Here is an 11,918-nt window from a genome sequence, read left to right as displayed (position 1 = left end):
CCGGTGAGTGGGGTTGATACAAAAGGGTCAGTTGTCGCTGTTGCGAATACCGCTGACCAGCGCCAGTTGCGCAAGACCGTCGGGAGCCAGGTCTTGCAGCAATTCCATGAAATTCTTGTCGATCAGTTTCTTCGCCCGTTGCAGCAAGAACGGCACGGGACTGGCCGGTTCGTGGGTCTGGAAATAGGTGCACAGGCGATCGAGCGTCTGGCGCGCGTCTTCGCGGCTGTTGATCTCGCCACGGCTGGGTAGCGGCTGGAGGGCCGGGGCATCGGCCGTAACAACCGGTGCCGGCACATCCAGTCGCGGACGGCGGATCACTTCACCGGCACGCCGCAACAGTGTGGCCAGGCTGCTCAGATCGATAGCGCGGCCAACACCGACTTTCTCGGTGAGCAACTGCTCGATCTGCACGCTCAGCGCCAGGGCTTGGGCCAATGCGGTTTCGGTGGCGTCCAGCGCCAGCGGGTCCGCCTCGGCCAACGCGCCTTCGATCACGGCCAGGCTGAGGTCACCGCTGGGCTCGGTGATGGCCAGGTCGATCTGGCGCAGGTTCAAGCTGCCCACGCTGCGCGCGGTGATCAACGGCGTGCCCAGCAGGTCGCGCAACAGCCCGGACGGCTCACAGAGAAACGCCAGGATGTTGATGCGCAGCAGCGGGTCGTGATCGTCATCGGGATCGAGTTGAGGGTGCAGGCCCTCCCAGCACTGTTCCAGCAACCCGTGGATCAACTGCAGGCCCGCAACCAAGCCGGAGACGCCGTGCAGGTTGAGCTGGGCGCGGGTCAGCCAGATGGCCAGACGCAGGTCGCGGCTGCGTTCCAGCAGCGGCAAGGCCAGCAACATCACGCGCTTCCAGTTCGGCTCGATGGCTTGGGTGATGGTGTCGCCGTATTGCACCTCGGGCTTGCCCAAGGCTTCCTCTTCCAGCTCAAGGAATTCGGGATCATATTCGACATTCAGGCCACCGCCGTCGGCTTCGCCGAGAGGCAAGGCAAGCGCGGTGAAATCCAGTGGTTGAGCGTCGGTGGGCAGGCCCATCGCAGTTCCCTCGTTCAAGTTGTTCTGGGAATAGAACAAGCGAGGGAAATGATTTATTCCGAGGGTTTGGAAAAATTCTTAATGCGTACTTTCTTCTTCGGCGCGCCGGCGATGGGACTCGGCATACGCCGCCTGGCGTGCCAGCAACAATGGATCATCCGAAGGCTGGATACCTGAGGGTAATTCCAGCGGGTTGAAGTCGATGTCGCGGCACGCACCGTCGACCTGGGATTGCTGGTCGTCGATCACCAGCACACCGGCATCGATCTGCCGACGCCCCTCGGGCCAACGCACGGTGGCATCGGTGGTGACATCGCCAGGATCGGCCAGGGTGATGATCAGGTGCCAGCGCACCGGCCCCTGCTCCAGTTGCGTGGCAAGGCCGAAGGCGAGGAAGTCGGGATCACCGCGCTGCGCGGCGGTCATCGCCTTGTAGGGTATCTCGGGCACCATGCTCCAACGCACGAAACGCTCCTGGCCCTGAGCGTTGATCATGCGAAAGGCGTTGACGCTGTAGTAAGTAGTGTTATCAAAACCGGAAGAGCCTGGATGGGCCGCAAGCCATTGTTCGAAGGGGCGCATCTCCGGATGGGCGCGCTTGAAGGCCTGCATCTTTTCCGGGTCAGGAACATTATCGCCATAGGTGGGCATCGAGGCGCGCAACTGCTGGTAAAGACCTTCGGGCGTGTTGACCGGGAACACCGGCACGGAATTCATCGCCATGTACCAGGCGTCGCCCGCAGCGCCCGCCAGGCGCAGCGCCATGCTGCGGATCATGCCATGCGCGTCCGCCTGGGCCGGGTCACCCCCAGCAGCGGACAAGCGACCAATCAACGGCACCGTGCCGCGTTGCAATACGCCGGCGTGGGAAACCTCTGTCGCATTGCCATTACTTTCAAAGTGGCCGCTGATGCACAGGCCCTTGGCATGGTTACGCCGAAACCCGGGATGAGCACCGCCCGCGACCGCTTCCATCTCATCGACGATCTGTACGGCAGAGGGTGACGGCGAATACAGCAGCCATACGCACGTGCCAGCAATCACTGCGGCAGCCAGGGCGAAGGACAAACGGAGGTGTTTTTTCAGCGGAAAGGTTTTTTTCATCACGATATCTGGGATCACGGCATCGGGAACCAATGCCCGACCCCAGCATGGTTATTTCTGAAGGGCGGCGATCCACATCGGTGACGGCGCCCCGGCAAACAACTGGGCGGCACTTCGGTCGGCGACCAGTCGGGCAACGGCGTTGAGGTCCACACCTTCGGGCTCGCCGATCAGGGCGTAGCCCAGTTCAGACTGGCGCCACGTTACTACGTTCATTTGCGCGACGCTTTGCTGGGTGATGGACTGGTCAGGCTTGGGCTCTTTCATCACGCACAACGCGACCGGCGCACCACTGGCCGGCAGGTACACCAGCTGGATCAGCGCCTTGTTGTTGAAGCGCAGGCGCTGCACACGCTTGAATGTCAGGCCGGCGGAACTGAGGTCGGGAACGCGCAAGGCCAGGCCGTCGATATCCCGGATATCCGCGAGGGTCTTGGTGATGGCATCCGTCGGCTGCGCGCCGTAGGCCACGGTTTCCCGGGTGTACAGATGCTGGTAGGCAGCCGCCTGTTGCACCCATGGCGAGGCCTGGGCAACGGCCGGCGCGGCGGTCTCGATACCCGGCTTCAGCGCACCGCTGAATGCACCAACTTGAAGCACAAGGGCATAGCAGGCTGCACCCGCAACGAACGTCAGGGCAGGCCATGCAAATTTAGGTTGGAAGAATGCGAACAGGCGGGAGAAAACGCTGTCTGTCTTTTCGTCGGAAACTTCAGCGCTACGAGAGGGGGCGGGTTCAGCCGTATGCTGAGCCGCCAACGCCGCAATACTGAGCTTGAGACTTTCGGGCACCGGCGGCAGGTTCTGCCGGGCAAAGGCTTCCTCATAAGGCAGGCACGAGGCCATCAACCGGGAGACTCGTTCAGCCAGGTCCGGCGAAGCGTCTATGAGCCGCTCTAGCTCCTGGTTCTGTTGCGACGAAAGCTCGCCGTCAACATAGGCCATTAGCAAGGCATCATCCGCTACCATGGGTTTTTCTCTCCGTTTGTATTCATCATTTTCTGCAGGGTGATTCTCAGCCTTGTGGGCCAAAGCGGCGAGCCAGTGGGTAGCGACAAGCCATCATATTGATATCAGCTTCACGGTTGCAACAAGTCAAAAAACTTTAAAGCAAGCGGCGAATACTCGGTGACACGCACAAATACTTTAAGAGAACACCCTGGAATCTAAAATATTCCCAGGGCCTGATAAATCTTATATGTTTCACTCCGTGTCAGGGTATTTTTCCTGACACGGCTGCCAGAATCATTGGCCTGTAACCTGCATAAGCTGTCATTAACCTTTCAATGACGATCCAAATCGGTACACTTTGTCAGCATCTTGATACAATTCTTCGACACCCAGGACCCTCAGCACCGCAAAAAGGACGCCGCGACACAGGCATCCGCTACGGTATCGACCTCGTAGCCTGACCGCTCCATTTTAGGCATCAAGAAATAATAAGAGGAAATATGTCGATCACCGGTGCTGATTTACCCGCACTGCTCCCCGAACTGTTGCCACGCCTGTGGGCCTTTGCGCTGCGCATTTGCGGCGACAAGCATGATGCCGAGGACCTGGTGCAGCTCGCCTGTGTCCGCGCGCTGGAACGGGCCCATCAGTTGCAGCCCGACACCTCGGTACTGAGCTGGATGTTTTCCATCGTGCACTCCACCTGGATCAACGAACTGCGCTCACGCAAAGTACGCAGCCGTTCGCGCATGGACTGGAACGACGAATTCCTCGAAACCGTCAGCGACCCCGAGGCGCCCAACCCGGAGTCCGACCTGATGCACCGGCAGATCATCGAAGCCGTGGAAAAACTCCCCGATGGCCAGCGCGAAGTGATGCTGCTGGTGGGCGTGGAACGCTTCAGCTACAAGGAAGCCGCCGAAATGCTCGACCTGCCGATCGGCACCATCATGAGCCGTCTGTCCCGTGCGCGTCAGGCGATCGGCGCGCTTTTTGATTCGCCAAAAAGCAAACCTTTGCGCGCTCGACCGCAAAGCTCCTCCGCAAGCTGAAACCGCTCTACACCGGCGTCCTGAACGGGACCACCCTAAGGACTACGCCACCCCTCCTCCTTCGCCGCGAAATGCACTGGGACTCAACCCCGTCCACCGCTTGAACGCCCGCCGGAAACTGCGCACATCGCTGTAGCCGACTTCCTCGGTGATCCGCTCGATCGACAGCCCTGGATTGCCCAACAACCCCATGGTCCGCGCACGCCGCACTTGCTCCAGCAAGGCCTCGAAGGTCAATCCATGTTCAGTCAGGCGGCGACGCAGGGTGCGACCACTCATGTTCAAGTCACTGGCGACCTTTTCCAGCTGACTGCCCTGCAAGTCGCGGGAAATGGCGCGTTCAACCGCCTGGATCATGTCCATCTTCTGGTGCAACTGGGCACTTTCCAGCTCCAGCAACTCCACGGCCTGGCGCAGCGCCAGGGCATGATGGTTAGGCAGCCGCGCGTCCATCCAATGCGGCGCCAGCACCATGCGGTTGCGCAGGCAGCCGAAGCGTACGTCGGCACCAAACAGGCGCTGGTACTCGACCACGTAGGGCGGCGACGCGTGCACAAACTCCATGCGTAACGGCATGAACGCCGCCCCCACCAACGCCCGGCCGTACACCATGAGGCTGGCAAAGAACTCTTCGGCGGCAAACACCTGCACCTCGGCGTAAGGCAACAGGCATTCAACGTCGACAAACACCTCATCGGCGCCTTCGTGGGTTCGGGTGGTGGCGATGCCGCCGGAGGTGTGCTGATGGCGCTCGCCAATCGCAAAGGCGTCGCGCAAGGTCTTGCACAGGGAAATCACATGGCCGAGCAAGCCCAGGGTACCCAGCACGTTCTGGTTGCCGACCCACAAGCCCAGTCCTTGATCGGGCAAGACCTTGAGCGCGCGCTGGATCATCGCCACGGCCTGGCGATAGGAGATGCGCTGGGCCGGGTCATCCAGATCAGCCAGGGTGAAACCCAGGCCGCGGCACAGAGCCTCGGCACTGGCGCCCTTTTGCGCCACTACCTGCCCCAAGGTCTGCAGCAGGAACGGCGACACAAGCGCCAACTCGAAGTGCGGGTCTACAGCTTTCCTTTGCATGGATCACGGGTTCCTGACTGAGTACTTCAGTTCTTGTTTTAGAAACATTCTGACAATCATAGGCGCTTGCAAGATCTGCTGCACCCTGAGTGAAACCTGTCCGGCAAAGTCCCCCTATCTGGCCGCCAAAACCCTGCCCGGCCGGGCGTGCAGGGCTTATTTCTATGGCCAGCAGTGCCCTAACAATAATAACGAGGCCAGACATGAACCCCACCCGTGCGCTTCACCCGCTGCAACTCGCGCTGTTGAGCCTGATCAGCCTGCCGGCCCTGGCCACCGAAGGCGGCGTCGACAACATCGGCCCCGGCACCGATGGCTTCTACATCCTGCCACTGGATGTGAACAACCTGCCGGACCATATGTTCGCCTTCAACCTCTACTACAACCACTACGAGGCCAGGAAGCTGGACATCAGTTCCTTGGGCGGCAAGGTTTCCGAGGTACGTATCAAGTCCGACGCGATCATCCCGCGGCTCGACTACCTGAGCCCGGTGCGCATTTTCGGTGGGCGCCTGGGGGGCTATGTCGCACAGCCTTATCTCAAGCAGCAGGTGGCGCTGTTTGGTATGTCGGACACTCGCGAAAGCATGGGCGACACCACCGTGGCGCCGATCATCCTATGGGACTTGGGGCCCAGCCTCACCCTGGGTGCGGCAGTGGAAATCACCCTGCCTACCGGCGAATACGATGCGTCGCGACTGGCCAATACCAGCAACAATTTCTACACCTATAAACCGCTGGTTTCGGCGACCTGGATGCCTAACGACCGCACTGAGTTGTCGATCAAGACGACCTACAGTTTCAACAAGGAAAACCACGATACCGACTACCGCTCCGGGCAGATTTTCCACTTCGACTATTCGGCCAGTTATAAGGTGACCGATAACCTCAGCCTTGGTGTGAATGGCTATTACCTGAAACAGACGACCGACGATAAGCAGTATGGGCGTACGGTGGTGAATGTTTTTGGTGAAGCGGTGAATGATGGAGTGCGGGGCCAGGTATTTGCGATTGGGCCGGCGGTGTACGTTACGTTTTTGAAATATGCCAGTGCGGAGGTGCGATGGGCCAAGGAGTTTGATGTGGAGAATCGGCCGGAGGGGGACATAGTGTGGGCCAAGCTTACGATTCCGTTTGCTTTATAAGGCTTTGGTTCCTACAGCCGATTCGGCTGCCTCACCCCACTCTTCAGCTTTCCCCGCTGAACCGCCCACCGGTTTCAGCCGGGATTCACCCCGCACAACCCGCACAATAGCCCCACAGCTCAACCCCATGGATTCGTGCACCCATGCAAACTACCAATACTGTCTTGATGATTCGCCCGGCGCGCTTTGCCTTCAACCCGGACACCGCGATCAACAATCGCTTCCAACGCCAGCCCCTTGATCCGCTCAGCGCACAGCAGAAAGCGCTGGAAGAGTTCGACAGCTATGTCGACACCCTGCGCAACCACGGCGTGGAAGTGCTGGTGGTGCAGGACACCCCACAACCCCACACCCCCGACTCGATTTTCCCCAACAACTGGTGGAGCAGCCACGCCGACGGCAGCCTGGTGCTGTACCCGATGGAAGGCCGGAACCGACGACTGGAGCGCAACAAAGGCGTGCTGCGAGTGTTGGAACAGCGATTTACCGTCAAGGACACCATCGACCTCAGCCACCTGGAACAGCAGAACATCTTCCTCGAAGGCACCGGCAGCATGGTGCTCGACCGCCAGCACCGCATCAGCTACGCCTGCCACTCCGGGCGCACCCACCACGACGCCCTGCGCCAGTTCGCCGAACGCCTCGATTACCAGCTCTGCGTGTTCCACGCCGTCGACCGCCATCACGCGCCGATCTACCACAGCAACGTGATGATGAGCGTCGGCCGCGACCTCTCGGTGGTGTGCCTGCAAGCCCTGCCCGACGCCAGCGAACGCCAAGCCTTGGAAAGCTCCCTGCGCGACACCGGCAAAGACATCCTCGCCCTCGACTTCGACCAATTGGAAGCCTTCGCCGGCAACATGCTTGAAGTGCATGACCGCGACGGCCAGCCGCTGCTGGTGATGTCGGCCAGCGCCTGGGGCGCCCTGCAACCCGTCCAGCGCCAGCACGTGGAACGCCATACGCGACCGGTGGTGGTGAACATCGACAACATCGAACGCATCGGCGGCGGCAGTGCCCGCTGCATGCTGGCGGAAGTGCACCTGCCCGCCCGCGCCACCGTCCAATAACTCAAGGAGTCTTGCCATGACCCGCTATATCGACGTCAACGATCTCTGCTACCTGGTCTCGCAAAAAGGCCTGCAAACCTGCATCACCGAGATGGCCGAGTACATTCGCGCCGATTACCTGCGCTGGCAGGATTTCGAAAAATGCGCGCGCCTGGCCAACCACTCACCGGACGGCGTGATCGAGTTGATGCCGGTGTCCGACGCGTCGCTGTACGCGTTCAAATACGTCAACGGCCACCCGAAAAACACCCTGGCCGGCATGCTCACCGTGATGGCCTTCGGTGCCTTGGGCGATGTGGACACTGGCTTGCCGGTGCTGCTGGCGGAAATGACCTTGACCACCGCGATCCGCACCGCCGCCACCTCGGCGCTGGTCGCCCGCTACCTGGCCCGCGACAACAGCCGCAGCATGGCGCTGATCGGCAACGGCTCCCAGAGCGAATTCCAGGCCCTGGCCTTCCACGCCATGCTCGGCATCAATGAAATCCGCCTCTTCGACATTGACGCCAAGGCCACCGCCAAGCTGGCGGCCAACCTCAAAGCCTTCCCGGCGATCAAGGTAATCCTGGCCGGCAGCGTCGCCGAAGCGGTGAAAGGCGCGGACATCGTCACCACCGTCACCGCCGACAAGGCCTACGCCACCATCCTGACGGACGAGATGATCGAGCCCGGCATGCACCTTAACGCCGTCGGCGGCGACTGCCCCGGCAAGACCGAGCTGGACCGACGTATCGTCGAGCGCGCGCGGGTGATCGTCGAGTACGAACCGCAAAGCCGCATCGAAGGTGAAATCCAGCACATGCCGGAAGATTCGCCGGTCACCGAACTGTGGCAAGTGATCAACGGCCAGCGGCCTGGCCGCGAGAATGCGCGCCAGGTCACCCTGTTCGACTCGGTGGGTTTTGCCATCGAAGACTACTCGGCGCTGCGCTACGTGCTGGATGTGGCCAAAGCCTTGGACGTGGGCAGCACCCTTGAACTGGTGCCAGACCTGGCCGACCCGAAAGACCTGTTCGCACGCCTGGCCCAGCAGCCACGCGTACAGCAGAAAAAGCGCGCCTGAAAACGCTCTGGCCTGCCGCTTTGAGCCGAGGGCGGGCCAGATTCACCGTCATAAAAAGCCGATTCAGCGGGCGTCTCAGCCGATTCCGCTGCATTGCACGGATTAACAGCGCAATTCGCGCTTTATGCGAGGGGTAAACGACACAAAAAACGCACCACCATGGAGCATCCTCTCCCCCCCAATAAGAACGATTTGTTTCAATTCGATTACTGCCCTGACATCAATTACAAAATATAGGGACTTGACATGACTCCACTGCGATCACTCTTCGCCGCGTTGCTGTTGCCACTCTGCGCCACCGCCGCCCACGCCCAGGACTGGAAAGAAATCCGCTTCGGCGTATTCCCCGAGTATCCCCCCTTCGAATCCGTCGCCGCCGATGGCAACCTGCAAGGCTTCGATATCGAGTTGGGCAACGCCATCTGCGCCAAGCTGGAAGTGAAATGCACCTGGGTGCACAACGAATTCGACGGCATGATCCCGGCCCTGCGCGCACGCAAGTTCGACGCGATCATGTCCTCCATGGCCGTGACCCCGGCCCGCGAAAAGATCATCGACTTCAGTGACCGCCTGTTCCTCAGCCCCACTTCGGTGATCACGCGCAAAAGCGCCGACTTCGGCGACACGCCAGAATCCCTGAAGGGCAAGCAAGTCGGCGTGTTGCAGGGCTCGCTGCAAGAGGCCTATGCCCGTGCGCACCTGGCCAAGCTCGGCGCGCAGATCAAGGCGTATCAGTCCCAGGACCAGAACTACGCCGACCTGCAGAACGGCCGACTCGACGCGACCCTGACCGACAAGCTCGAAGCCCAGCTCAACTTCCTGTCCAAGCCCGAAGGCGCCGACTTCAAGACCGGCCCGGCCTTCAAGGACCCGACCCTACCGCTGGACATCGCCATGGGCCTGCGCAAGAACGATCAGGAGTTGCGCGCGCTGATCAACAAGGGCATCGCTGCGGTGCAGGCGGATGGGACCTATGCCGAGATCCAGAAGAAATACTTCGGCGATCAGGACATCTACCACGAGTAACAACACCGCCGACCGTGTGGGAGCGGGCTTGCTCGCGAATGCGGTGTGTCAGACACACATACAGCGACTGACATACCGCATTCGCGAGCAAGCCCGCTCCCACAGGGGTATGCCTGCGCCCTTAAGAGACTCCCTCCATGAACGACCTCCTCAACCTGCAGGGCTATGGCCCGATGCTGGCCCAAGGCGCCTGGATGACCCTCAAACTGTCATTCCTCGCCCTGGCCCTCAGCCTTGCCCTCGGCCTGATCGCCGCCGGCGCCAAACTCTCCCGCGCCAAATGGCTGCGCGTGCCGGCCACGCTTTACACCACGCTGATTCGCAGCGTGCCGGACCTGGTGCTGATCCTGCTGATTTTCTACAGCCTGCAACTGTGGCTCAACGACCTGAGCGAAGTGTTCGGCTGGGATTACTTTGAAATCGACCCGTTTACCGCCGGCGTCGTCACCCTGGGTTTTATCTACGGCGCGTATTTCACCGAGAACTTCCGGGGCGCGATCCTCAGCGTGCCGGCCGGTCAACTGGAAGCGGCGACCGCCTATGGCCTGAGCCGCTGGCAGCGCTTTCACCTGGTGCTGTTTCCGCAACTGATGCGCTGTGCCCTGCCGGGCCTGGGCAATAACTGGCTGGTGCTGCTCAAGTCCACGGCGCTGGTGTCGATCATCGGCCTGTCGGACCTGGTCAAGGCCGCACAAAATGCCGGCAAGACCACCAACGAGCCGCTGTACTTTCTGATCCTCGCCGGCCTGGTGTACCTGGTGATCACCACCCTGTCCAACCGCATCTTCAAGCGCCTCGAACGGCGCTACAACCTCGGCATCAAGGGGATGGCGCGATGATCGAACTGTTCCAGCAATACGGCCTGGCCTATCTGTTCAGCGATGGCGCGGGGTTGTCCGGCGTGGCCATGACGTTGTGGTTGTTCATCATCTCGGTGGTGTTGGGTTTTTTCCTGTCGATCCCGTTGGCGCTTGCGCGGGTTTCCGAGCACTTCTGGCTGCGCTGGCCGGTGGAGGTCTACACCTACCTGTTTCGCGGCACGCCGTTGTATATCCAGTTGCTGATTTGCTACACCGGGCTGTACAGCCTGGAAGTGGTGCAGGACAACGCCCTGCTCAACCAGTTTTTCCGCAATGCGCTGAACTGCACGCTGCTGGCCTTTGTGCTCAACACCTGCGCCTACACCGTAGAAATCTTCGCCGGGGCGATCCGCAATATTCCCCATGGCGAAATCGAAGCGGCCCGCGCCTATGGCCTGCACGGCTGGCGATTGAACCTGTTCGTGGTGGTACCCGCCGCGCTGCGCCGCGCATTGCCGGCCTACAGCAATGAAATGATCCTGATGCTGCACGCCACCTCCCTGGCGTTTACAGCCACCGTGGCTGACATCCTCAAGGTGGCCCGCGACGCCAATGCCGAAACCTTCCTGACGTTCCAGGCGTTCGGCATCGCTGCCCTGCTCTACATGCTGCTGTCCTTTGCACTGGTGGGCCTGTTCCGACTGGCCGAACGTCGCTGGATGCGTTTTCTTGTTCCTACCCGAGGCTAACCCATGAATCAGTCCGCGCAGGCCCTGGCCGCTTATCCCGTTGATGAACCCGTGGCCAAACCCGCCACCGCCGCGATCAAGCTGCAAGTCGAAGGCATCCACAAACGCTACGGCGAACACGAAGTGCTCAAGGGCGTTTCCCTGAATGCGCGCCATGGCGACGTGATCAGCCTGATCGGCGCCAGCGGCTCGGGCAAAAGCACGATGCTGCGCTGCATCAACTTTCTCGAACAGCCGGACGCCGGGGTGATCACCCTGGACGGCATCAGCATCGAAATGCGCCAGGGCCGCGCCGGCACCCGTGCGCCGCATCAAGATCAATTGCAAAACCTGCGCACGCGCCTGGCCATGGTGTTCCAGCACTTCAACCTGTGGAGCCACATGACCGTGCTGGAAAACATCACCATGGCCCCGCGCCGGGTGCTGGGCGTCAGCGCCGCCGAAGCGGAAAAACGCGCGCGGATGTATCTGGACAAGGTCGGCCTGCCGGGCCGAGTGGCGGATCAATACCCGGCGTTCCTCTCCGGTGGCCAACAACAGCGCGTGGCCATCGCGCGGGCCTTGGCCATGGAGCCGGAGATCATCCTGTTCGATGAACCGACTTCCGCACTCGACCCAGAACTTGTAGGAGAAGTCCTCAAAGTCATACAGACGTTGGCCGAGGAAGGTCGTACCATGCTGATGGTCACCCACGAAATGGGCTTTGCCCGCCAGGTGTCCAGCCAAGTGCTGTTCTTGCACCAGGGCCGGGTCGAGGAACACGGCGACGCCAGGATCCTCGACCACCCCAACAGCGAACGCTTGCAGCAATTTCTTTCCAACCGTTTGAAGTGAAAC

The 11,918-nt window shown here is 60.9% G+C and carries 12 protein-coding genes; 8 read left to right on the top strand and 4 right to left on the bottom strand.

The window, feature by feature from the left end; genetic code table 11:
• Positions 1 to 27 precede the first annotated feature (27 nt).
• The 3 genes from tssA to HX793_RS27605 form a co-directional block, all read right to left on the bottom strand.
• Positions 28 to 1,041: a type VI secretion system protein TssA gene (tssA, locus tag HX793_RS27615; RefSeq protein ID WP_177095142.1), complete on the bottom strand. Its 1,014-nt coding sequence runs from the start codon at positions 1,039 to 1,041 to the stop codon at positions 28 to 30.
• Between the two features lie 78 nt (positions 1,042 to 1,119).
• Entirely contained in the window at positions 1,120 to 2,145 is a 1,026-nt protein-coding gene (locus HX793_RS27610; protein WP_177095132.1) for a catalase family peroxidase, read from the bottom strand.
• 51 nt (positions 2,146 to 2,196) lie between these two features.
• On the bottom strand, positions 2,197 to 3,114 hold the full coding sequence (locus HX793_RS27605; protein ID WP_256354435.1) for an anti-sigma factor family protein: 918 nt from the start codon (positions 3,112 to 3,114) through the stop codon (positions 2,197 to 2,199).
• Positions 3,115 to 3,596: 482 nt separating this feature from the next.
• On the opposite strand from HX793_RS27605, the gene HX793_RS27600 reads away from it, so the two are divergent.
• Positions 3,597 to 4,148 carry an RNA polymerase sigma factor gene (locus tag HX793_RS27600; protein WP_016979443.1) on the top strand — a complete coding sequence of 184 codons (552 nt, stop codon included), beginning with the start codon at positions 3,597 to 3,599 and terminating at the stop codon, positions 4,146 to 4,148.
• A gap of 42 nt (positions 4,149 to 4,190) precedes the next feature.
• Here the strand turns inward: HX793_RS27600 and HX793_RS27595 are convergent, their stop codons facing one another.
• Complete coding sequence (locus HX793_RS27595; protein WP_177095130.1) at positions 4,191 to 5,228, bottom strand: AraC family transcriptional regulator; 1,038 nt, start codon at positions 5,226 to 5,228, stop codon at positions 4,191 to 4,193.
• A gap of 203 nt (positions 5,229 to 5,431) precedes the next feature.
• Between HX793_RS27595 and HX793_RS27590 the strand changes: the two genes are divergently transcribed.
• From HX793_RS27590 to HX793_RS27560, 7 genes are all read left to right on the top strand, one after another.
• Positions 5,432 to 6,373: a SphA family protein gene (locus HX793_RS27590; RefSeq protein WP_177095128.1), complete on the top strand. Its 942-nt coding sequence runs from the start codon at positions 5,432 to 5,434 to the stop codon at positions 6,371 to 6,373.
• A gap of 143 nt (positions 6,374 to 6,516) precedes the next feature.
• The gene (ctlX, locus tag HX793_RS27585) at positions 6,517 to 7,443 is read left to right on the top strand and encodes a citrulline utilization hydrolase CtlX (RefSeq protein ID WP_177052037.1); all 927 of its coding nucleotides are present in this window, start codon (positions 6,517 to 6,519) and stop codon (positions 7,441 to 7,443) included.
• Between the two features lie 16 nt (positions 7,444 to 7,459).
• Positions 7,460 to 8,506: an ornithine cyclodeaminase gene (gene ocd, locus HX793_RS27580; RefSeq protein WP_016979447.1), complete on the top strand. Its 1,047-nt coding sequence runs from the start codon at positions 7,460 to 7,462 to the stop codon at positions 8,504 to 8,506.
• Between the two features lie 246 nt (positions 8,507 to 8,752).
• Positions 8,753 to 9,532: an ABC transporter substrate-binding protein gene (locus tag HX793_RS27575; RefSeq protein WP_177095126.1), complete on the top strand. Its 780-nt coding sequence runs from the start codon at positions 8,753 to 8,755 to the stop codon at positions 9,530 to 9,532.
• 137 nt (positions 9,533 to 9,669) lie between these two features.
• Positions 9,670 to 10,371 (top strand): ABC transporter permease, encoded by a 702-nt coding sequence (locus tag HX793_RS27570; protein ID WP_177095123.1) that lies wholly within the window; start codon positions 9,670 to 9,672, stop codon positions 10,369 to 10,371.
• A complete protein-coding gene (locus HX793_RS27565; RefSeq protein ID WP_016974877.1) occupies positions 10,368 to 11,081 on the top strand; it encodes an ABC transporter permease in 714 nt (237 codons plus the stop codon). Before HX793_RS27570 ends, HX793_RS27565 begins: the two co-directional genes overlap by 4 nt.
• A 3-nt stretch (positions 11,082 to 11,084) precedes the next feature.
• Positions 11,085 to 11,915 (top strand): ABC transporter ATP-binding protein, encoded by an 831-nt coding sequence (locus tag HX793_RS27560; RefSeq protein WP_016974876.1) that lies wholly within the window; start codon positions 11,085 to 11,087, stop codon positions 11,913 to 11,915.
• Positions 11,916 to 11,918 lie beyond the last annotated feature (3 nt).

The organism is Pseudomonas reactans, from assembly GCF_013387025.1.
Lineage (GTDB): Bacteria > Pseudomonadota > Gammaproteobacteria > Pseudomonadales > Pseudomonadaceae > Aquipseudomonas > Aquipseudomonas reactans.
Note: the sequence above shows the minus strand (reverse complement) of the source record. Positions and strands in the feature narration are given on the sequence as shown.